The 21,323-nt window shown below is 70.8% G+C and carries 17 protein-coding genes; 10 read left to right on the top strand and 7 right to left on the bottom strand.

The window, feature by feature from the left end; genetic code table 11:
* Positions 1–53: 53 nt before the first annotated feature.
* From C9992_RS08585 to C9992_RS08620, 8 genes are all read left to right on the top strand, one after another.
* On the top strand, positions 54–1,451 hold the full coding sequence (locus C9992_RS08585) for an MFS transporter (protein ID WP_106815146.1): 1,398 nt from the start codon (positions 54–56) through the stop codon (positions 1,449–1,451).
* On the top strand, positions 1,448–3,226 hold the full coding sequence (locus tag C9992_RS08590; protein ID WP_106815147.1) for a dihydroxyacetone kinase family protein: 1,779 nt from the start codon (positions 1,448–1,450) through the stop codon (positions 3,224–3,226). The genes C9992_RS08585 and C9992_RS08590 overlap by 4 nt, the downstream gene beginning before the upstream one ends.
* Positions 3,219–3,689, top strand: a complete 471-nt coding sequence (locus C9992_RS08595; protein ID WP_106815148.1) for a ribose-5-phosphate isomerase — start codon at positions 3,219–3,221, stop codon at positions 3,687–3,689. The genes C9992_RS08590 and C9992_RS08595 overlap by 8 nt, the downstream gene beginning before the upstream one ends.
* Positions 3,689–4,561 (top strand): triose-phosphate isomerase family protein, encoded by an 873-nt coding sequence (locus C9992_RS08600; RefSeq protein WP_106815149.1) that lies wholly within the window; start codon positions 3,689–3,691, stop codon positions 4,559–4,561. The genes C9992_RS08595 and C9992_RS08600 overlap by 1 nt, the downstream gene beginning before the upstream one ends.
* Positions 4,558–5,352 carry a sugar phosphate isomerase/epimerase family protein gene (locus C9992_RS08605; protein ID WP_106815150.1) on the top strand — a complete coding sequence of 265 codons (795 nt, stop codon included), beginning with the start codon at positions 4,558–4,560 and terminating at the stop codon, positions 5,350–5,352. Before C9992_RS08600 ends, C9992_RS08605 begins: the two co-directional genes overlap by 4 nt.
* Positions 5,349–6,239 (top strand): phosphogluconate dehydrogenase C-terminal domain-containing protein, encoded by an 891-nt coding sequence (locus C9992_RS08610; protein ID WP_106815151.1) that lies wholly within the window; start codon positions 5,349–5,351, stop codon positions 6,237–6,239. The genes C9992_RS08605 and C9992_RS08610 overlap by 4 nt, the downstream gene beginning before the upstream one ends.
* 28 nt (positions 6,240–6,267) lie before the next feature.
* Positions 6,268–7,023 carry an SDR family NAD(P)-dependent oxidoreductase gene (locus tag C9992_RS08615; protein WP_106815152.1) on the top strand — a complete coding sequence of 252 codons (756 nt, stop codon included), beginning with the start codon at positions 6,268–6,270 and terminating at the stop codon, positions 7,021–7,023.
* Between the two features lie 194 nt (positions 7,024–7,217).
* Complete coding sequence (locus tag C9992_RS08620; RefSeq protein WP_106815336.1) at positions 7,218–8,966, top strand: hypothetical protein; 1,749 nt, start codon at positions 7,218–7,220, stop codon at positions 8,964–8,966.
* Positions 8,967–8,995: 29 nt separating this feature from the next.
* Here C9992_RS08620 and C9992_RS08625 read toward each other — a convergent pair whose 3' ends face one another.
* The 4 genes from C9992_RS08625 to C9992_RS08640 are packed head-to-tail and all read right to left on the bottom strand — an operon-like array spanning position 8,996 to position 14,548.
* Complete coding sequence (locus C9992_RS08625; protein WP_106815153.1) at positions 8,996–11,092, bottom strand: beta-galactosidase; 2,097 nt, start codon at positions 11,090–11,092, stop codon at positions 8,996–8,998.
* Between the two features lie 3 nt (positions 11,093–11,095).
* Entirely contained in the window at positions 11,096–12,613 is a 1,518-nt protein-coding gene (locus C9992_RS08630; protein ID WP_106815154.1) for an apiosidase-like domain-containing protein, read from the bottom strand.
* Positions 12,614–12,672: 59 nt separating this feature from the next.
* A complete protein-coding gene (locus C9992_RS08635; RefSeq protein WP_200826267.1) occupies positions 12,673–13,716 on the bottom strand; it encodes a LacI family DNA-binding transcriptional regulator in 1,044 nt (347 codons plus the stop codon).
* 1 nt (position 13,717) lies between these two features.
* On the bottom strand, positions 13,718–14,548 hold the full coding sequence (locus tag C9992_RS08640; protein ID WP_106815155.1) for an NAD-dependent epimerase/dehydratase family protein: 831 nt from the start codon (positions 14,546–14,548) through the stop codon (positions 13,718–13,720).
* Positions 14,549–14,674: 126 nt separating this feature from the next.
* Between C9992_RS08640 and C9992_RS08645 the strand changes: the two genes are divergently transcribed.
* Positions 14,675–17,287 (top strand): alpha-L-rhamnosidase, encoded by a 2,613-nt coding sequence (locus C9992_RS08645; protein WP_106815156.1) that lies wholly within the window; start codon positions 14,675–14,677, stop codon positions 17,285–17,287.
* A gap of 222 nt (positions 17,288–17,509) precedes the next feature.
* A complete protein-coding gene (locus tag C9992_RS08650) occupies positions 17,510–18,487 on the top strand; it encodes a sugar-binding transcriptional regulator (protein WP_106815157.1) in 978 nt (325 codons plus the stop codon).
* A 332-nt stretch (positions 18,488–18,819) separates the two neighbouring features.
* Here C9992_RS08650 and C9992_RS08655 read toward each other — a convergent pair whose 3' ends face one another.
* The 3 genes from C9992_RS08655 to C9992_RS08665 are packed head-to-tail and all read right to left on the bottom strand — an operon-like array spanning position 18,820 to position 21,303.
* On the bottom strand, positions 18,820–19,479 hold the full coding sequence (locus tag C9992_RS08655) for an aspartate/glutamate racemase family protein (RefSeq protein ID WP_106815158.1): 660 nt from the start codon (positions 19,477–19,479) through the stop codon (positions 18,820–18,822).
* A gap of 20 nt (positions 19,480–19,499) precedes the next feature.
* Positions 19,500–20,420 (bottom strand): carbohydrate ABC transporter permease, encoded by a 921-nt coding sequence (locus C9992_RS08660; protein WP_106815159.1) that lies wholly within the window; start codon positions 20,418–20,420, stop codon positions 19,500–19,502.
* Position 20,421: 1 nt separating this feature from the next.
* Positions 20,422–21,303, bottom strand: coding sequence for a carbohydrate ABC transporter permease (locus tag C9992_RS08665; protein WP_106815160.1), 882 nt, complete (start codon positions 21,301–21,303; stop codon positions 20,422–20,424).
* Positions 21,304–21,323: the final 20 nt, after the last annotated feature.

Genomic DNA, 21,323 nt, shown 5'->3' on the forward strand with positions numbered 1-21,323 from the left:
GTCACAATGGACCGGAAAGCCACCTCGATCACCGTCGATGAGCAGGAGTCACCGTGGACCAGAACCAGATCACCGCCGCGCCGCCCGTGGCGCGCTCGACGATCCGGAAGGTGTCGATCCGCCTCGTGCCGTTCGTGGCGTTGATGTTCTTCATCAACTACCTCGACCGCACCGCGATCGGCTTCGCCGCCCCCAACGGCATGAACGAGGACCTCGCGCTCAGCGCGGCGCAGTTCGGCTTCGCCTCGGGGGTGTTCTTCATCGGCTACATCCTGCTCGAGGTGCCCTCGAACCTGGCCCTGCACAAGTTCGGCGCACGGCGGTGGCTCTCGCGCATCATGGTCAGCTGGGGCATCGTCGCGCTGCTGTTCACATGGGTGCAGAACTTCGAGCAGCTCGTGGTCCTGCGCTTCCTCCTCGGCGTGGCCGAGGCCGGCTTCTTCCCCGGTGCCATCCTCTTCCTCAGCCTGTGGGTGCCCGCGCAGTACCGCGGCCGCATCCTCATGCTCTTCTACCTTGCGCAGCCGCTGACCACCGTCATCGGCGCTCCGCTGGCCGGCTGGCTCATCCAGCAGCACGGCGCGTTCGGGCTCGAGGGCTGGCGCTTCATGTTCTTCGGCGTGGCGATCCCCGCGATCGTCGTCGGCGTCATCGCGTGGTTCTACCTCAAGGACAAGCCCAGCGACGCGAAGTGGCTGACGCGCGACGAGCAGACCTGGCTCACCGATGCGCTGGACCGAGAGAAGGCCGCGACGCAGAAGAAGGAGACCCACGTCTCGGCGAAGTACGCGTTCAAGAGCGGTCGGGTGTGGGTGCTCTCGTTCATCTACTTCGGCTTCATCTACGGCCTGTACGCCCTCGCGTTCTTCCTGCCGACGATCATCGAGGGCTTCCAGGCGCAGACCGGCCAGACCTTCGACACCCTGCAGAAGGGCCTCATCACGGCGATCCCGTACCTCCCGGCCGCCATCGTCATGTACTTCTGGTCGCGGGATGCCTCGAAGCGGGGTCTGAAGACCTGGCACATCGCCGTTCCCGCCGTGGCGGGCGCCATCAGCATCCCCCTGGCCCTCTTCGCCGGCTCACCGGCGGCCACGATCGCCGTCATCACCGTCACCGCGTGCGCCATCTTCGCCGCACTGCCGAACTTCTGGACGCTGCCCACCCGGTTCCTCACCGGCGCCGCGGCGGCGGCCGGGGTTGCCCTCATCAACACGATCGGCAACCTCGCCGGCTTCTCGGCCCCCTACGTGACGGGGGCGGTGCACGACTGGACCGGCGGCTACGAGGTGCCGATGTTCATCGTCGGGTTCTTCATGCTGGTGTCTGCCGTGCTCATGGTGCTGCTCGCCCGCAGCAACCGCATCAATCCGGTGACGGTCGATGAGGGTGCGGATGCCGCGGCTGACGCAGCCGTCACGACCGCCGACCCGAAGGCCGGTCGCCGATGACGAGGCTGTGGAACGATCCCGCGGACTTCGCCGACGAGATGATCGACGGGTTCGTCGCCGCCAACGGTCGCCACGTGCGACGCGTGCCGGGCGGAGTGGTCCGCGCGACGATGTCGCCGGCGGGACAGGTCGCGGTCGTCATCGGGGGCGGGTCGGGTCACTACCCGGCGTTCGGCGGACTTGTCGGCCCCGGGCTCGCGCACGGCGCGGCGATGGGCAACCTGTTCGCCTCGCCGTCCACTCAGCAGGTCTACTCCGTCGCGAAAGCGGCCGAGCTCGGCGGCGGCGTGTTCTTCAGCTACGGCAACTACGCCGGCGACGTGCTCAACTTCGATGCCGCGCAGGAGCGCCTGCGCGCCGAAGGCATCGCCTGCGAGACGGTCACCGTCACCGATGACATCTTCAGCGCCACGGCGGACGAGGCTCACAAACGGCGCGGCATCGCCGGCGATCTGACCGTGTTCCGCATCGCCGCGGCCGCCGCAGAGTCCGGAGCCGACCTGGCAGAGGTGACCCGTCTTGCCCGCCGCGCCAACGAGCGGACCCGGTCGATCGGCGTCGCGTTCACCGGCTGCACGCTGCCGGGAGCCGAGCAGCCGTTGTTCACCGTGCCCGAGGGGCGCATGGCGATCGGGCTCGGGATCCACGGCGAACCGGGAGTGGACGAGACCGACATCCCCACGGCTGACGGCCTCGCGGAGCTGCTCGTGGAGAAGCTGCTGGCCGAGGTGCCCGACGGGGTGCAGCTGGCGGGCGCCCGCGTGGTGCCGATCCTCAACGGGCTGGGCTCGCTGAAGTACGAGGAGATGTTCGTCGTCTACCGGCGTATCGCCCAGCTGCTGGCGGACGCCGGCCTGGAGCTCGTCGATCCGCACGTGGGCGAGTACTGCACGAGCTTCGACATGGCCGGCACGTCGCTGACGCTGTTCTGGCTGGACGACGAGCTCGAGGCGCTGTGGCAGTCGCCCGTCGACACGCCCGCGTACCGTCGCGGTGCCGTCGCCGCTCACCAGCGGACGGACACTTCGGCTCGTTCCCCGATCAGTGCAGGTGCTGCGGCCCCGACCACGGCGACCGCCACCGAGGCCATCGAGCCCGGAGACGAGGCATCCCGCTCAGCCGCTCGTACGGTGCTCGCCGCGCTGCGCACGGTCGTCGAGACGGTCGACGCGCACGTGGAGGAGCTCGGTCGCATCGATGCGATCGCCGGAGACGGCGACCACGGCATCGGCATGCAGCGCGGCTCGCATGCGGCGCTGGCCGCGGCGACCGCGGCGGTGGATGCGGGAGCGGGCGCGCGAACCACCCTCGCCCGCGCTGCCGACGCATGGGCCGACAGGGCCGGCGGCACGTCCGGAGCGCTGTGGGGCGTGATCCTCGGCGCGGTCGCCGCCAAGCTCGGCGACCAAGGACGTCCCGAGGCGGCCGCGGTCGCCGCGGGCGTGGCCGCCGGCTCGCGCGCCGTCACCGACTATGGCAAGGCGGAGGTCGGCGACAAGACTCTCGTGGACGCGCTCGTGCCCTTCAGCGCCACCCTGACGCAGGCTGTCGACGGCGGCGCGCGACTGGCCGACGCGTGGCGGACGGCCGCGCATGCCGCGACCCGGGCCGCGCAGGCGACGGCAGATCTCCTGCCTCGTATGGGGCGTGCCCGCACGCACGGTCAGAGCAGCGTCGGCACCCCCGACCCCGGCGCGATCTCGCTCGCGCTGATCGTCACCGCCGTGGGCGAACTGCTCGCGGCACCGAACCAGAAGGAGAGCGCGAATGGCTGAGCCGCTGCGCATCGTGATCGGCGCCGACGACGCCGGCTTCGACTACAAAGAGATCCTCAAGAAGGACCTCGAGAACAACCCCGGCGTGGCCGAGGTCATCGATGTGGGTGTGGACGCCGACGGTCACACCCCCTACCCGAAGGTCGCGATCGAGGCCGGCCAGCGCGTCGCCTCCGGCGACGCCGACCGCGCGCTGCTGATCTGCGGCACGGGGCTCGGTGTGGCGATCGCCGCCAACAAGGTTCCCGGCATCCGTGCGGTCACCGCACACGACTCGTACTCGGTCGAGCGCGGTGTGCTCTCCAACAACGCGCAGGTGCTCACCATGGGTCAGCGCGTCATTGGCATCGAGCTCGCGCGCCGCCTGGTGCGCGAGTGGCTGACCTACCGCTTCGACACCACGTCCGCCTCGGCGCAGAAGGTCGCCGTCATCGACGAGTACGAGACCACGGGCTCCTGCTGATGCCCGCGCAGGTCACGGTCGGGGTGAGCCTGAAGACGTACTTCGGGCATGAACGCGCCCGCGCGTGGTTCGCCGACGTCGCCCGGCGCGCCGGTGCGCACCCGGCTGTGACCACGGGCGCCGTCCGGTTCTTCGTCATCCCCACCTACCTGCAGGTCCCGGCCGCCCTCGCCGCCTTCGCCGGCACACCGGTGATCGTGGGGGCCCAGGACGTGTCCGAGTTCGAGCCCGGCGCCTACACGGGCGAGGTGACGGCGGCCGAGCTGGCCGAGGTCGGGGTCGGCGTCGCCGAGATCGGCCATGCCGAGCGGCGGCGACTGTTCGACGAGACCGACACCGTCACCGGCGCCAAGGCCGCCGCGGCGCTCTCCCACGGCATCACTCCCGTTCTGTGCATCGGCGAAGCGGAGCGGCTCGGGACCGCCGCCGCCGCGCTCGCGAACGTCGAACAGCTCGCCGCGAACCTCGAAGGCGTGCCCGCCGGTCCGGTGATCCTCGCCTACGAACCGGTCTGGGCGATCGGCGCGGCAGAGCCCGCCCCCGACGACCACATCACCACCGTCACCCGAGCGGTGCGGGCCGCCCTCGACGCGGACCCGGCCCGCGCCGGAAGCGCCGTCATCTACGGCGGCTCCGCCGGTCCCGGCCTCCTCACCCGCCTCGGCGACGCGGTCGACGGCCTCTTCCTCGGCCGCTTCGCGCATGATCCCGATGCACTGGTTGCGGTCCTGGACGAGGCATCCGCCCTCGCCTCCTCCCGGATGGCCCGCCCCACCGCGAGACTTCATGCGGGCGCCGAGACAGCAGCCGCAGACCGCAGTCTCGGCGCTGCGTTGGAGTCTCGCGGGAGTGACGTGGAGGTCGGCGCATGATCGGCCTCGGCACGTATGCCTTCTTCTGGCAGCACTCCGACCTCGTCCCCGAGCCGCTGTCGCTGATCGGGGCGTTCGAAGCGACCCGCGAGCTGGGCGTGGACCTCTTCCAGATCTGCGACTACGCGCCGCTGGAGCAGATGGACGACGTGCAGTTGACGGATGCCGCGGCCGCCGCCCGCGACCTGGGCCTCACGGTCGAGCTCGGCACGAAGGGCATCGAACCCGAGCGTCTCGCTCGCTTCCTCGATCTCGCCGCCGTCTTCGACGCACGCCTGGTCCGCAGCATGCTGTACTCCCCCGAGAACCGCCCGACGATGACCCAGGCCGAGGACTGGCTGCGCGCTGCGCTGCCGGCCTACGAGGCATCCGGCGTCGACCTCGCCCTCGAGACGTACGAGCAGGTCGCCACCGCAGAGCTCGTCGGCCTGATCCAACGCATCGGCAGCGACCGGCTGGGCGTCTGCCTCGACCCGGCGAACGTCGTCGCCCGTCTCGAGCTGCCGCGGGACTGCGTCGAGGCGACGGCATCCGTCGTGAAGAACGTGCATGTCAAGGACTTCGCGTTCGCCCGTCAGCCCGGCTGGGTCGGGTTCACCTACGGCGGCGCCGCCATGGGCGACGGCCTGCACGATTACCCGCACCTGCTCGAGACCGTCCGGCCGCGCGAGCGCGGCATCAACGAGGTCGTCGAGCACTGGCTGTCGTGGCAGGGCGACGCCGAGACCACCATCCGAACCGAGCGGGAATGGACCCGCACCACCATCGAGTACCTGAGGAGCACATCGTGAGCACCACGACCACCGACCCTTCTACAAGCTCTGGACAGCGGACCTACAAGATCGCCGTCATCGGCGCAGGCGGGAAGATGGGCATGCGCGTGTCCAACAACCTCGCAGGGACCGACCACACCGTCTGGTACGTCGAGAACTCGCCCGCGGGTCAGCAGCGCACACTGGAGGCCGGCCGTGAGCTGACGGATGCCGCCACCGCGGTCGCCGACGCCGACATCGTCGTGCTCGCCGTGCCCGACCTGGCCCTGCAGTCGGTCACCGCCGACCTGGTGCCGCAGCTGAAGCCCGGGGCGATCGTGCTGACGCTGGATCCCGCGGCGGCATATGCCGGGCTGCTCACCACGCGCGAGGACGTCATCCAGGCGGTGGCCCACCCGTGCCACCCGTCGATCTTCCTGCAGCGCCGGACGCCCGAAGAGTGGGCCGACACCTTCGGCGGCATCGCGGCGCCGCAGGACGCGATCGCCGCGATCGAGTCCGACGAGCCCGACAAGAAGGCGATCGTCGAGGCCACGGTCCGCGCCATCTACGCCCCCGTCATCGACGTGCACTGGGTCACGATCAAGCAGCTGGCGCAGCTCGAGCCGACGCTCGTCGAGACCGTCGCGTGCATGATCGGCGACCTGCTCAACGAGGCCCTTCAGGAGGCCGTGAACACGATGGGCGTGCCCGAGGCCGCCGCGCGCAGCATCCTCTACGGTCACACGCAGGTGGCGCTCGCCAACGGCCTGCGCGGCGACAACCCGTTCTCGGACGCGTGCCTGATCGCGATGGACTACGGCCGCGAGTCGATCATCAAGGAGGACTGGAAGAAGATCTTCCGCGACGACGAGCTCGACAAGAACCTCGCCCGCATGCTCCACCTCGACAAGATCGAGCGCTGAGAGCTCCGAGGGCCGGAAAGGAACGGATATGGGGCAGCTCGACGGCAAGACCGCGCTGATCACCGGCGCGGCGCTCGGCATCGGTCTGGCCGTGGCGCGGCGGTTCGCCCGCGAGGGCGCCCGCGTCATCCTCGCCGATCGCAACGGCGAAGGCGCTGCGGCGGCGGCCGCCGAGATCGGTGTCAGTGCGCGGGCGGTCACGATGGACATCTCGGACGAGGATGCCGTCGCCGCGGCGTTCGCCGAGGTCGAGGCAGCCGGCTGGGCACCCGACGTCGTGGTCGCCAACGCCGGCGTGCAGCTGTTCGGGCAGGACGCGCAGGCGGCCGACCTCGACCTCGACATCTGGCGCCGCACGATCGACATCAACCTGACCGGGACATTCCTGACGGTCAAGCACGCGGTGCGCTCCATGCTGCCCCGCGGCGGCGGATCGATCATCCTCACCGGCAGCCCGACCGGCGTCAACGGCGAAGGCAAGGACTTCACCGCGTACAGTGCGTCGAAGGCCGGAATCCACGGCCTGGGACGCACGGTCGCCGCGGCATATGCCGATCGCGGCATCCGGGTGAACACGGTCCAGCCCGCCTACACGGAGACGCCGCTGGTGGCCGCGATCAGCGAGGACCCCGAGTCGCGCGCCGCGATCATCGGCCGCATCCCGCTCGGCCGGGCCGGCACCCCGGACGACGTCGCGGGCATCATGGTGTACCTCGCCAGCGACGACGGAGCCTTCGCGACGGGCGCGCTGTTCTCCGTCGACGGCGGCATGACGACGATCTGACCACCGGCCCTCTCCTCCCGGTTTGGGGCGCATACCGTCGGGTTGGGGCGCGACTTCTGCGCCCCGAACGGACTTTCCGCGCCCCAAAACCGAAGTGGCGGGGTCCGGAGTGGCGGGGCCGGAGGGACGGGGCCGGAGGGACGGGAGGGCGAGGGGCCGAGACGACTGACACGGGGAGGACGAGGATGGGGATGATGACGGACGTGTGGAACGGCGAACCGGCGCGCACCTGGCGCAGCGGCGCATGGTCGCTCGAGCTGCGCGACGACGAGTTCGCCGACGTCGCGCACGCCGGCCGCGTCGTGCTCCGCTCGGTGCGCGCAGTCGTCCGGGATCGCAACTGGGACACCACGGAGCTCGTGGTGGACCGGGTCGACGCGTCCAACCTCGCCCTCACTCTGCACGTGCACTCCGTCGGGCTCGGCGCACAGCTCCGGGGCATCGTGCGGGCCGAGGTCCGTGGCCCGGATCGCCTGCGAGTCCTGACCGACCTCGAGTCGATCTCCGCGTTCGAGACGAACCGCACGGGTCTTGTGGTGCTGCATCCGCCGGTGCTCGCCGGGCGCGAGATGCGCATCCGGCACGGCGACGGCCGCGTCGCGGCATCCCGGTTCCCCTCCGACATCAGCCCGCACCAGCCGGCATTCGACATCGGCGCGCTGTCGTGGACGCACGACGGCCTGGAGGTCGACCTGCGCTTCGAGGGCGACGTCTTCGAGATGGAGGACCAGCGCAACTGGACGGATGCCTCGTACAAGACGTACAGCCGTCCGCTGGCGCTGCCGTTCCCGTACCGGCTCGAGGCGGGTGAGCGGGTCGTGCAGTCGATCGAGGTCGCGGTGTCGGGATCGCCGGCCCCCGTCACGGTGGATCCGCTGACCCGCATCCGCCTGGAGGCGGGCCCCGCGCTTCCCGCGATCGCGGTGTCGGCGGCCACGGCGCCCGACCCGGGGCCTCGTCCGGCTGCAACACCCGGCAGCGCGGATCCGTGGCCCGCCGCGGTCATCGTCGAGCTCGATCTCGCCACGCGGAACTGGCGCGCCGCTCTGGGCCGCGCCCAGACCGCGGGCCGGCCGCTCGACGTGCGGTTCGTGCCGGCAGACGGGGACCCGTCCAAGCTCGACGAGGCCGTGCGCGCGCTGGCGGGGACCGAGGTTGCGCGCGTCACCGCGTTCTGGCCCAGCGGTGCGGCTCGGCACGTCTCCGACCTCGAGGCGATCGCCCTGTTGCGCCATGCCTTGTCGGAGTCACGGCTCGACATCCCGGTCGTCGGCGGCGCCCGCTCGCACTTCACCGAGCTCAACCGCGAGCACCACCGACTTCCGCGGGGCCTGGACGGCATCGTCTTCAGCAGTACGCCGCTGTTCCACAGTCTCAGCGGCGCGCAGTTGGTCGAGGCGCTCCCGATGCAGCGGCTCGTGGCGCGACAGGGTGTGGCCATCGCCGATGGCCTGCCGGTGCACATCGGACCGATCTCGCTGCGCCCGCATTTCAACGACGTCGCGACGACGCCGCCGCCTCTGCCGGTGCACGACGATCTGCGCGAGGGATACGGCTCGGCGCTGATCGAGGCGGCCGATGCGCGCCAGACGGCGCCTGAACTGGCCGCGTGGACCATCGCCAGCGCCGCCGCCCTCGCGGTGCCGGGTGTCGCCACCCTCGCCTACTTCGAGGAGTGGGGGCCGCGCGGCGTACGCGGAGCCGACGGCATCCCCTATCCCGTGCTCGACGCGATCGAGGCGCTTGCCGACCTCGCCGGCCGGCCGGGACTTCGCGGCGACTCGCCCGATGGCCTGGTGTGGGCGCTCGGCGCTCGCACCGACCGGGGTGACGTGGTGCTGCTGGCCAACCTCGCCCGCGACACCCGGTCGGTACAGGTCGAGCTTCCCGACGGGACCACTCGCTCCGCCCGGGTGCGCCCGGGCACCTTCGTGCGCGTCTGACCCCGCGTCGACCGAAGCCCGGGCAGGACTCAGGCCTCGCGCCAGACGCGCACGTCCCACGGTCCCAGCGCGACCTCGACGCCCGCACGGTGCACGGTGTCGTCGATGACGGATGCCGCGTCCCGCGCCGGGACGACCGTGCAGCCCCGCGGCGACCAGTTGTGCACGATCCAGACCCGGCCGCGTGGACCGGCGAGCGAGTGGGCGGTGACGGTGCCCGGCCGCGCGCGCAACGGACCGGCGACGGACGGCGCGCCGGCGGCATCCGTCACGACCTGCGCGAGCGTCGCGCGGTCCAGCAGCGTTCCGACCACCGTGATCGCCCCGGAGCCCACCTCGCGCCGGGTCACCGCGGCCCAGCGGCCGAAGAGCTCGTGCCGGAAGCCCAGGAGCGTCTGGGCGTCGGAGGCTTCGAGTCCGTCGATCCAGCCGTGAGCCGTGCCGATCACCTCGCCTTCGCGGACGACGGGCACGGACTCGGCGAGCGCGGCGTACTCCCGGTACCGGATGCCGGCTGCGGGGCCGACCGTGGCGGGTGCGGTCACCGCGCGCACGCGGCCTTCGTCATCGCCGTGGCCGGTGCGCGGGCCGACGATGAGCCGGCCGCCGAGCCGCGCATACTCGACAAGGGTCTCCAGTGTGCGGTCGGCTGCGGCGACGAGCCCCGCGACCACCAGCGCCGGATACCGTCGTACGAGTTCCGCGGCCTCGGGCAGCTGCCGCTCGTTCACGAATCCCACCTGCAGCCCCGCGTCGACCGCCGCGCGCCCGAAGACCCCGACGATCCGGCCGTACGACCCGCCATCGCCACCCGCTCCCTCGGCCAGCGGCGGCTCGAACGCGGTGACCCACTCGCTGTCGTGCGCGTACACCACGCCGACGTCGGCGTCGGGTTCGGCGTCCGCGAGCCACTTCCCCGCCGCCTCCAACTGCGCGCCGACGGCGGCGAGCTCCCGGTGGATGCGGCCCGGCTGCAGATCATGCCCGAGGATGCCGCCCCAGTGCACCTCGGCGCCCGAATGGAGGGTGTGCCAATGCCAGTACGACACCAGACGCGCGCCGCGCGCGACCAGCAGCCACGCCGCCTGGGCGAGCTGGCCGTCATACGGCGGACGGGTGAGCCAGGCCGGGCCGATCGAGGCGGCACCGGTCTCGGTGACGAGGAAGGGCCCCTGCCGCGTGGCGCGCATGCGGTCGGCCATGAGGATGAGCTGCGGCACGTCGTCGGCGTACCACTGGCCGCCCGCGCCCTCACGGTCGAGGTCCAGCGCGTCCTGGGCGAGGTAGTAGGCGTTGCCGCTTGCGATGTCGAGGCGCGCGCCGACCGCCACGTCGTCCATCCCGGGACGCTGGTAGGCGATGCAGGTCGTCAGGAACGTCTCGTCCGCGACCAGCTCGCGCGCGATGCCCGCCTGCCAGCCGATGAAGTCGGCGGTCTGCTCGGCTTGGAATCGCCGCCACGCGAGGTCGTAGGCGGGCGTGGTGTTGCCGGCAGGCGCCCACAGCTCGTCCCACGAACCGATGCGGTGCGACCAGTACGTCAGTCCCCATGCGCGGTTCAGCGTCTGGACATCGCCGTAGCGTTCGGCGAGCCACTGCCGGAACCTGCGCACGACGTCGTCGTTGTGGATGAGGTGCAGCCCGGCCTCGTTGTCCAGCTGCACCCCGATGATCGCCGGATGCCTCCCATGCCGGCCGAGCACCGCACGGATCACCCGCTCCGCGTAACCCCGGAAGACCTCCGAGGTGTAGTCGGCCTCCTGCCGGCCGCCCCACGGCACGCGGGAGCCGTCACGGCGCACCACCGCGAGCTCAGGATGCTGGTGTGCCAGCCACGGCGGTACGGCGTAGGTGGGCGTGCCGAGGATGACGTCGATGCCCCGCGCCGCGGCGCCGTCGAGGACCGGAGTGAGCCACTCGAGCTCGAACTCGCCGTCTCGCGGCTCCCACGTCGACCAGACCGATTCGCCCACGCGGATGCACGTGATGCCGGCATCCGTCATGAGATCGAGGTCGATCTGCAGCCGGCCCGGGTCGGGCAGGTACTCGTTGTAGTACGCCGTGCCCAGTCGTGGGCCGCGGCGCCACGCGCTCAGGCGATCGACGGATGAGCTCGGATCGGCCACTGCTCAGTCCTCGACGCGGGTGATCCGCAACGCGAGCGCCTCGCCCGCCGGCAGCTCCACCGGTGCCGCGGATCGGTCGAACGCGTCGTTGCGCTGCACGTCGTCAAGGATGAAGAGGCGGCCGACCGGCGTCACGGTCATGTTCCAGGTGTCGATGACGTCGACCTGGAACCGGTCGCCCGGCTGCGGCCGCTCGCCCGGTACGCCGATGGGCAGCCGGAACGACCACGTGGCGGGAGCGGAGCGGCCGAGGTACTGCAGGTACACGCGGCGCGGGATGCCGGCGACATACCTGGGATCGTCCCACTTGTCGATGGGATCCAGACCGGCACCATCGATGTCGTCGAGGATGCCGCGAAGGAACGCCAGCCGCGCCGGAGACTCGCCTCGGAGAGCGCCGCCCTCGACCATGTGAAGGCTGCCCGACGAGGTCACGAAGCTCTCGCCGTGCGAGGCGTAGCAGCCGGCGACCGTGGTGATCCAGAACTGGTGCACCAGCTGCGGCGCATCCAGGTGGCCCCAGCGCTCCGGGATGTCGCCTTCGTACTTGATCTCGTCGAGCACGACCGGCTTGCCGTAGACGTCGCGATACAGGTTGGCCCGGCCGAACTCCGTCGTGGCGGCGCCGTTCTGGATGGAGGCGTGCGTCACCCACGGCTGGTTGTTGTCGTAGAGCTCGATCCAGTTGTGGATCGAGCGGAGGTGATCGTATGGGTCGATCTGGGCCAGGAGCGCGCCGGTGCGGTCCCAGCGGTCGGCCGGCCGCTCCAGCTGGTCGAACTCGTTGCACAGCGACCACCACACGTGCGGGTAGGCGGCCAGGCGCGCGACGAGGTACCGCAGGTACACGGCATCCTCCTGCTCGGTGAGCGCGTCGAGCCCGAACTGGCCCCGGTCATACGCGTTGTAGATGAGGACGTCGGCCTGGATGCCGCGCTCCCCGAGCAGCTCGACAGCGCGGTCGAGTCGCTGGAAGAAGGCGGGGACGGGACGCGTGACATCCCAATGGCCGTCGGCGTTCTCGAACGGCATGAGCGTCGGGATGTGCTCGATGTAGCCGCCGCCCTGCGGGAAGACCATGAACCGGAGCTTGTTGAACCGGGCACCGGCCAGGGCGTCCAGTGTGTCGGAGAACAGCGGCTCGTTCTGGTGGAGCCAGTTGTACGCCGTGCCACCGACGGGGCGGAACGGCGTGCCGTCGGCGTGCGCGAAGTGGAAGCGATCAGCGACGCGGACAGGCCCGCGCTCGGAGCCGCGTCCCACCAGGAAGTTGCCCGCGTGGCCGGCGAGCGCGGCATCCTCGCTCTGGCTCGTGTACGACCACTCCCCCTCGAGATCCGGCGCGAACCGCACCCGATAGGTCGTCCCGCCGTCCCAGAACCCCGCCACGACACGTTCGACCACGGACTCGACGTGCCGTGCCCGAAGCGTGAGCGGTGTGCGGTCGGCGGGGATGACGGCGGTGCCCTCGAACGCCAGCTCGAGGGGGCGATACAGCTCGTGCGGCTGCGGGTGGGACACGGGGTTCTCCTTCGATGTCGTATCCGGATTGCGGGCGGGCGGGCGCGCGGGTGCCGGCTTCAGGGCGTGCGGCGTGAGCTCGCCCGCGCGATCAGCTGAGGCTCGAACACGCGGGCGGCGGGGCCGTCGTGCGTCCCGCTCGTACCGCGCTCGATCGCGTCGAAGAGCAGGTCCACGGCGGCGGCGCCGAAGTCCTCGTGCCGTGCACGCACACTGGTGAGAGGGATGAGGGAGGCCTCGGCGAACTCGTTGTCGTCGTAGCCCACGAGCGCCAGCTGCGCGGGCACCGCGACCCCGCCGCCGACGAGAGCCTGCAGGATGCCGAGCGCCAGCACATCGTTCGCCGCGAAGACGCCGTCGGGCCGCTCGCCGGCAGGCCGCGCGGCAAGCGCCGCCCCGACGGCGCGACCGGCGGCGATCGACCGCTCGCCGACCTCGATGACCTCCAGCGCAGCGTCTGCCGCACCCGCGGCCTGCCGTGCCCCTTCGAGTCGGTCGGCGACCTGCTGCACCGGCAGTGGACCGCCGACGAACGCCAGGCGACGGCATCCGTTCCCGACGAGGTGCTCCCCGGCCTGCCGCCCGCCCGACACGTCGTCGATCGACACCGACGGCTGGCGCGGGTCGCACGCCCGCCGCCCCACCAGGACCGACGGCGTACCACGTTCCCGCATGGCGGCCAGGCGGTCCTCGATCGGCTGGAACGACGAGACCAGCAGACCGCGCACCTGTCGCTGCTCGAACGCCTCCAGGTACGCATCCTCGCGCTCGCGGTCGCCGTGCGAGTGCGCGAAGAACACCGTCATGCCCAGTCGCTCCGCCCGGTACTCGACCTCCTGTGCGATCTCGCTGAAATGCGGGTTGCTGACGTCGGGCGAGAGGTACCCGATGAGGCTGCTGACGCCCAGCCGCAACTGACGGCCGGCGCTGGAAGGCACGAATCCGAGCTCGTCGATCGCCTCGGCGATGCGCCGCGCGCGTTCGGGCGACACGCGGTCGGGGTGGTTCAGGTACGCCGAGACGGTGCCGACCGCGACGCCGGCTCGCGCGGCGACCTGCCGGATTCCCGGCCGCGGCCCGGGGCCTGCGTGCTCGCGCGACACGTCAGCGCCAATCGTGCTCGGCAGCGAACCCGAGGCGGTCGCGGATCTTGCGCGACGACATCAACGACTCGAACTCGCCCAGGTCGTCGGCGATCGGGGTGCCGGGGAACCAGCGCGCCGCCAGCTCGCGGGAGGGCGCCGCGTTGCCCGATTCCGGAGCCGCGACGTTGTAGATCTCGAAACCGGGCCGTGCGGCGCCGAGCGCCAGGGCGACCGCCTTGGCGCCGTCCCGCGCATCGACCCACGATCCGACCAGGTCCCGGCGATAGTCCGGCTCCCCCGCGCGCTGGAAGGTGGCGTAGTCGTCGGGCGCGACGACGTTCGTGAAGCGCAGCGCGGTGATGGAGGCGTCCGGCGTCCAGCGCACGAGCTGCGCCGCGATGGCCTCCTCGGCGACCTTGCCGAGGCCGTACGTGTTGTTGGCACTCGTGTACGTCTCGTCCACCGGGAGGAACGGGGGCGCCTGGTCGAACGGGAACCCCATCGCCGTGATGCTCGAGGCGAAGACGATCGTGCGGATGCCGGCGCGGTGGGCGGCGAACAGCGCGTTGAACGACACCGTGACGTTGTTGTGGAACGTGGCGGCATCCGGCACCAGCCCGTTGACCGGGATCGCCGCGAGGTGCACGAGCGCGTCGAGCCCGTCATGGCGCGCGGTCACCGACAGCAACGCGTCGAGCGCCTGCCCGAAGTCGGTGAGGTCCACTCGGGTGAATCCGGGCCCGGGTGTTCCGGCGAGGTCGAATCCCATGACGTCGTGACCGTCGGCGCGCAGCCGTTCCACCGTCGCACGTCCGAGCTTGCCGCCGCTGCCCGTCACTCCGATCCGCATGCCCGTACCTCCGTGTGCCGCACGTCGACCCCGAGGATGCCACGGCTTGAAACGTTTCGAAATCGATGCGACACTCACTGTACACGTTTCGAATGAAACGTTTCGAATCTGTCAGAGAGGGTACGGATGTCCGTCATCGTCGACGCCCCCCGCATCGAACACCACCGCGAGCCGCTCGGCATCGGGGAACGGATGCCGCGCCTCTCGTGGCGCATCTCCTCGGCTCCGTCGGGGTGGCGTCAGACGGGCTACTCCATCGAGGTGACCCGAGGCGTCGAGACGACGACATATGTCGTCGACTCCGTCGACCAGGTGCTCGTCGACTGGCCCGCGGCGCCGCTGAGCTCGCGGGAGATCGTCACCGTGCGCGTGGCGGTGCGCGGGGCCGATGGCGCCTGGTCGGCGGCATCCGCTCCCACCACCCTGGAAGCGGGGCTGCTGGAGCCGACCGACTGGGTCGCAAGACCCGTCGGATCGTTCCGGAATGAGAACCCGCATTCCGACGAGCGTCGCCCCTCGCTGGTGCGCCGCGGGTTCGAGGCGCGGGAAGGGCTGGTGCGCGCCCGCCTGTACGCCACCGCGCATGGCGTGTACGAGGCGGAGCTCAACGGTCGGCGCGTCGGCGACGACACGCTCTCACCGGGCTGGACGGTGTACGGGAAGCGGCTGCGCTACTACACCTACGACGTCACGGAGCTCATCGAGCCCGGTGCCAACGCGATCGGTGCGTGGCTCGGCGACGGGTGGTACCGCGGCCGGCTCGGCTGGCGCGGCGGTTTCCGCAACGTCTACGGCTACGATCAGTCGTTCCTCGGTCAGCTCGAGCTGACATACGCCGACGGCAGCCGCGAGATCGTGGCGACCGACGTGTCGTGGCGGTCGGCACCGAGCCCCATCATCGCGAGCGGCCTCTACGACGGGGAGGACTATGACGCCCGCGAGGAGCAGCGCGGCTGGTCGACGCCGGCCTTCGACGACTCCGCGTGGGACGGCGTACAGGAGCGCCACCGCGATCCGGCCACCCTCGTCGCGCCGACCGCCCCGCCGGTGCGCGCCACGCAGGAGCTGCGACCGGTCGCGGTGCTGACGGGGCCGAGCGGCTCGCGCATCCTCGACTTCGGGCAGAACCTCGTCGGGCGCGTGCGCATCCGCGTGTCAGGCCAGGCGGGGACGACCGTGACACTGCGCACCGCCGAGGTCATGCAGGACGGCGAGATCTACACCCGACCGCTGCGCGCCGCGCGTTCGACCGACAACTACACGCTCGCAGGCCGCGAGGTCGAGGAGTGGGAGCCGCGGTTCACCTTCCACGGCTTCCGCTACGTCGAGGTGTCAGGCTGGCCGGGCGACCTCGATGCCGATGCCGCCGCCGGGGCGCTCGTCGCCCGGGTGTACCACACCGACCTCGAGCGCACCGGGTGGTTCTCGTCGTCCGATCCGGCCCTCAACCAGCTGCACCAGAACGTCGTCTGGGGCATGCGCGGCAACTTCGTCGACATCCCGACGGACTGCCCGCAGCGCGACGAACGCATCGGCTGGACCGGCGACATCCAGGTCTTCGGGCCCACCGCCGCGACGCTGTACGACGTCTCGGGCATGCTCTCGGGGTGGCTCCGGGATGTCGCGATCGAGCAGCTTCCCGACGGCACGGTGCCCTGGTACGTGCCGGTGATCCCCGCGGTCGACAAGTGGACGCCGCTGCGCCCCGGCGCCGCCTGGGGAGACGTCGCGACCCTGCTGCCGTGGACCCTCTACGAGCGCTTCGGCGACACGGGCGTGCTGCGCGCCCAGTCCGACAGCGCCCGCCGATGGGTCGACCTGCTCGCGCGGCTGTCGGGACCGTCGCGGCTGTGGGACACCGGGTTCCAGCTGGGCGACTGGCTCGACCCGGCCGCCCCGCCGGACGACCCGGCGGACGCCCTGACCGACCGCTATCTCGTGGCGACCGCGTACTTCGCCAAGTCCGCGCGGACCGTCGCGCAGATGGCCGAGGTGCTGGGCCTGTCGGCCGATGCGGCGCGGTACCACGCGCTCGCCGACGAGGTCGTCGCGGCCTTCGAGGGCGCGTATGTCCACGACGACGGGACGATGACCAGCGATGCCCAGACGGCGTATGCGCTGGGGCTGAGGTTCGGCCTGATCACCGATCCGGACAGGCGGGATGCCGCAGCCGCCCGGCTCGCCGAGCTCGTGCATGCGGCAGGCAACCGTATCGCCACCGGGTTCGTCGGCACGCCGCTGGTATCCGATGCGCTCAGTTCGGGCGGTCAGATCGCCGCGGCGTACGACCTGATCCTGGAGCGCGAGTGCCCCTCGTGGCTGTACCAGGTCGAGCAGGGGGCGACGACCGTCTGGGAGCGCTGGGACTCGCTCCTGCCCGACGGCACGGTCAACCCGGGGCAGATGACCTCGTTCAACCACTACGCCCTCGGCGCAGTCGCCGACTGGATGCACCGTGTGATCGCCGGCCTGGCGCCCGCGGAGCCCGGGTACCGGCGGATCCGCTTCGCCCCGCGCCCGGGCGGCGGGCTCACCTCCGCGTCGGCGCGGCAGCTCACTCCGTACGGCGAGGCGGCGATCACCTGGCGCCGCGAGGACGGCGACCTGCACGTGGAGATGACGGTGCCGGTCGGAGCCGAGGCCGTGCTCGATGTGGAAGGGACCCCAGAAGAGACGCTGGCCCCCGGCATCCACACCCGCGTCGTGCCCCTGCCGGCGCCCACTCCCGTCAACGCCTAGCCCGCCCGCGGCGCTCCCTCCGCCCCCGCTGTCTCGTTTGACTTGCGCTGAACGTACGCATTTCGCCCCTTCTGGCGTACGTTCAGCGCAAGTGAACGTGTTCAGTGGGGCACGAGCGAGCGTCGGCGCCGGCGAACGGTCGGGGCGCACTGGCGTTGCGCGCGCGGAGTGAATATCCTTTCGTTAGCGAATCGTCAGTCGAATCGCGCGATCGGAGTCGCCGTGCCACTCACGCCCTACACCCGGCCCGCCGACGGGCAGGTGCGCCTGCTCACGAAGGTCGCCCGCATGTACCACGAGCGCGGGGTCCGGCAGGCCGACATTGCGGCTGCGCTCAATATCTCACAGGCCAAGGTGTCGCGTCTGCTCAAGCGGGCCGAATCGGTGGGCATCGTCCGCACCATCGTGACCGTCGCACCGGGCGTCTACGCCGAGCTCGAAGAGCAGCTCGAGGAGAAGTACGGCCTGGCCGAGGCAGTCGTCGTCGACGTCGATCCCGACGCCGACGAGGGCGAGCTGCTGGCCTCACTCGGCGCCGGCGCCGCCGCCTACCTCGAGGCGACCCTGTCCGGCAGCGACCGGATCGGCGTCTCATCGTGGAGCCAGACGATCCTCGCGATGGTCGACCGGATGCGGCCCTTCACGGTTCGCGGCGCGACGGAGGTCGTGCAGCTGCTCGGTGGTGTGGGCGCGCCGGAGGCACAGAGCCACTCCAATCGCATCCTCGGGGAGCTGGCGCGCACCCTCGGCGCCGAGCCCGTGTACGTGCAGGCTCCTGGAGTGGTCGGAGACCCGGCGATCCGCGACAGCCTCCTGCGGGACCCCTCGATGCAGGAAGTCGCGCGCCACTGGAACGAGCTGACGATGGCCATCATGGGCATCGGCAGCATCGAGCCGTCGGATGTGCTCGCCACCAGCGGAAACGCGTTCCCGCCCGAGGAGCGGCAGGCCCTGCTGGACGAGGGCGCCGTCGGCGACATCTGCCACCGCATCTTCCGCACCGACGGCTCACTCGTGCGCGGCGCCGTGGACGACCGCATCATCGCGATCACGGTCGAGAACCTGCTGCGCATCCCCCGCCGCGTCGGCATCGCCGGCGGCGAGCGCAAGCTCGAGGCGATCCACGGCGCACTCGCGGGCGACTGGGTCACGACCCTCGTCACCGACGTGCGCTCGGCGGAGGCTCTCGCCGAGCGCTGACCCCCGGGGCCCGACCGGGCGCGCACTCCTCAAATGAGGACGACGCCCGAGATGAGGACGAACCACGACGGAGGCATCCTCATCTCGGCGCAACTCCTCAACTCGGGAAACGTCCGGCCAGTTGCGACCCCACCGCCGGGGATATCCACCGCCGTGAATCGACCCGCCGCCGCCGAGCGGCCCTACCCCCACAGACTCCGCGCGACTCCGCCAGGCGCCGACCTTGCAAGTCGCCATACGCCCGAGCGGCTCCGCCAGGCGTCGAAACCCCGAGCGACCGCGCCGGCCCCGGAGCGACTCCGCCGGGCGTCACACTCCGGGGCGCCAGGCCGTCACACCCCGAGCGCCTCCGCGAGGCGCTCGACGCCCAGGCGCGGGCTGGTGAGCACCGGCACGTCGACGGTGACCGCGTCGGCGGCGGATGCCATGGATGCCTGAGCCAAGACGATGACGTCGGCCTCGGCCGCACCCCGCACGATGGCCGCAGCGACCAGCCGGTCGTGCGTCTCGCGGTCGCCGCCTGCGACAGCCGCGAAGGCGCCCTCGATGACCTCGCTCGAGAACTCCGGCTCCACGCCGGCGAGGGCGGCTCGTTCCTGCAGCAGCCCCAGGGTGGGGCGGCACGTCGTCGGCAGCGTCGCGAGCACCCGCACCCGCCGCCCGGAGCGCACGGCGGCATCGGCCATCGCCTCGTCCACGCGCAGCACCGGCACTCCCGCGGCCGCTGCAGCGGGCGCGGCCAGCTCGGAGATCGACGAGCACGTGAACATCACGGCATCCGCGCCCCCCGCCGCCGCCGCGCGCACCAGGTCGTCGATGCGCTCGGGCACCGAATCGGCGCGCGCGGGATCCCCGAGGTCGGCGACGATGCGGTCATCGAGGTAGTTCACGACCGTCGCGCCGGGGAGGAACTCGGCTGCCAGCGCGCCGAAGGGCCCGATGTTGACGGCACCGGTGTGCAGGAACGCGATGCGAGGTGCGGACGAAGACATGCAGTCAGCCTTCCAGTGATTCAGCCCTTGAGGGCGCCGCCGGCCATGCCGGCCATGATCTTCTTGTTCAGCGTCAGGAAGACGATCAGCAGCACGACGATGTTGATGCTCACCGCCGCGAAGAGCGGTCCGTACTGCGTCGAACCGTACTCGTCGCTCAGGCTCAGCAGGCCCACCTGGATCGTGGCGAGCTCGGGCCGGGTTGTGAACGTCAGGGCGATGAGCAGGTCGTTCCAGACGCTGAAGAACTGCACCAGACCCACCGTCAGGATCGCGTTCTTCATCATCGGGATGCCGATCACGAAGAAGGATCGCAACGGGCCCGAGCCGTCGACCGTTGCGGCCTCGAAGATCTCGCGCGGCACGGAACGGAAGTACGTCGCCATGAGGAACGTCGTCAACGGCAGCCCCATGACGGTGTACGTGATGATGAGGGGCAGCAGCGAGTCGGTGATGCCCATCCGGAAGTACACGATGAACAGCGGCACCAGGATCATCTGGCCGGGCACCATGATGCCGGCCAGCACGTACAGCAGGACGGCGTTGCGCCCCTTCCAGATCATGACTTCGAGCGCGTAGCCCGCGGCGACACCGATGAAGACGATCAGCAGCACGGAGGGGATGGTGACCAGGATGCTGTTCAGATAGTTCTGCGCGACGTTCCCGTTGGTGAGGGCGATCACGTAGTTGTCGAAGTTCCAGGTCTCGGGCAGGGCCAGCGCCGGGTTGGAGAGGAACTCCGACTGCGTCTTGAACGAGCCGAGCACCATCCACACCTGCGGGTACAGCACGACCACCATGAGGATCGCGACGACGATCCACACCGGCACGCGACGCAGCAGTCGCAGCGTGGTGCGCCGGGCGCGGCTCGGGGCCGGCTTGCGGCGTGTGGGAACGGCGACTGTGGCCGGGGCATCCGTCGGCATCATCGTCGTGGTCATGTCAGACCTCCGCCTTCCGCCGCGACGACCGGAAGATCGCGAGCGTGAACACCAGGCACAGCAGCGTCAGCACGAGAGCGATCGTGGAGCCGTACCCGTACTCCGCGTACTCGAACGCGGTGCGGTACATGTACAGGGTGAGCGGGGCGGTCGAGGTGCCCGGACCGCCGTTGTTGAGGGCCAGCAGGCTGTCGAACACCTTGAGCGTCGCGTTGAGGCTGAAGATGATCGACGACAGCAGGATCGGAAGCGACAGCGGCACGATGATGTGGCGCACGAGCTTCAGCCCGTTCGCGCCGTCGAGCCGGGCGGACTCGATGACCTCTTCGGGGATGTCGAGCAGGCCCGCGTACAGCAGCACGGCGTAGAAGCCCATCGACCCCCACAGGGTCATCACGATCGCGACCGTCATGGTGCCGGCGGTCGAGGCGAGCACCTCGACGCTCTCGCCGCCGAAGAAGTTGATGATGTCGTTGACCGGCCCCTGGTTCTCACCGACCGCCACGAAGCTCTTGAACAGCAGCGCGACCGCGACCGTGGGGAGGATCGCCGGGAAGAACACGATGGTGCGCACGAACGACGAGCCCTTGCGCAGGACGAAGACGTAGAGGAGGGCGAGGCCGTAGCCGAGGGCGACCTGACCGATCGTGGCGACGATCGCGAAGAAGACGCTCACCCACATGGACTGCAGCGCGGCACCGTCGGTGAAGAAGGTGGCGAAGTTCTGGAAGCCGACCCACTCGAAGCCGCGGAGGGTGTTGCCCTCGAAGAACGAGAGCCCGAAGGACCATGCCACCGGCACGATCTTGAGGAGCGTGTACAGCAGGAGCGCGGGCGCCAGCAGGATGAAGATCGTCTTGCGATCTCCGAAGATCGAGTTCATCGGGCGGTTGCCTTCTCCCG

This window comes from Microbacterium timonense, assembly GCF_900292075.1.
GTDB classification, from domain to species: Bacteria; Actinomycetota; Actinomycetes; order Actinomycetales; family Microbacteriaceae; genus Microbacterium; species Microbacterium timonense.

Coding starts and splice junctions, on each gene's coding strand:
- C9992_RS08645 (WP_106815156.1), top strand. CDS start 14,675: ATGTCCGTCATCGTCGACGCCCCCCGCATCGAACACCACCGCGAGCCG.
- C9992_RS08605 (WP_106815150.1), top strand. CDS start 4,558: ATGATCGGCCTCGGCACGTATGCCTTCTTCTGGCAGCACTCCGACCTC.
- C9992_RS08600 (WP_106815149.1), top strand. CDS start 3,689: ATGCCCGCGCAGGTCACGGTCGGGGTGAGCCTGAAGACGTACTTCGGG.
- C9992_RS08595 (WP_106815148.1), top strand. CDS start 3,219: ATGGCTGAGCCGCTGCGCATCGTGATCGGCGCCGACGACGCCGGCTTC.
- C9992_RS08640 (WP_106815155.1), bottom strand. CDS start 14,548: ATGCGGATCGGAGTGACGGGCAGCGGCGGCAAGCTCGGACGTGCGACG.
- C9992_RS08660 (WP_106815159.1), bottom strand. CDS start 20,420: ATGACCACGACGATGATGCCGACGGATGCCCCGGCCACAGTCGCCGTT.
- C9992_RS08620 (WP_106815336.1), top strand. CDS start 7,218: ATGACGGACGTGTGGAACGGCGAACCGGCGCGCACCTGGCGCAGCGGC.
- C9992_RS08590 (WP_106815147.1), top strand. CDS start 1,448: ATGACGAGGCTGTGGAACGATCCCGCGGACTTCGCCGACGAGATGATC.
- C9992_RS08665 (WP_106815160.1), bottom strand. CDS start 21,303: ATGAACTCGATCTTCGGAGATCGCAAGACGATCTTCATCCTGCTGGCG.
- C9992_RS08615 (WP_106815152.1), top strand. CDS start 6,268: ATGGGGCAGCTCGACGGCAAGACCGCGCTGATCACCGGCGCGGCGCTC.
- C9992_RS08655 (WP_106815158.1), bottom strand. CDS start 19,479: ATGTCTTCGTCCGCACCTCGCATCGCGTTCCTGCACACCGGTGCCGTC.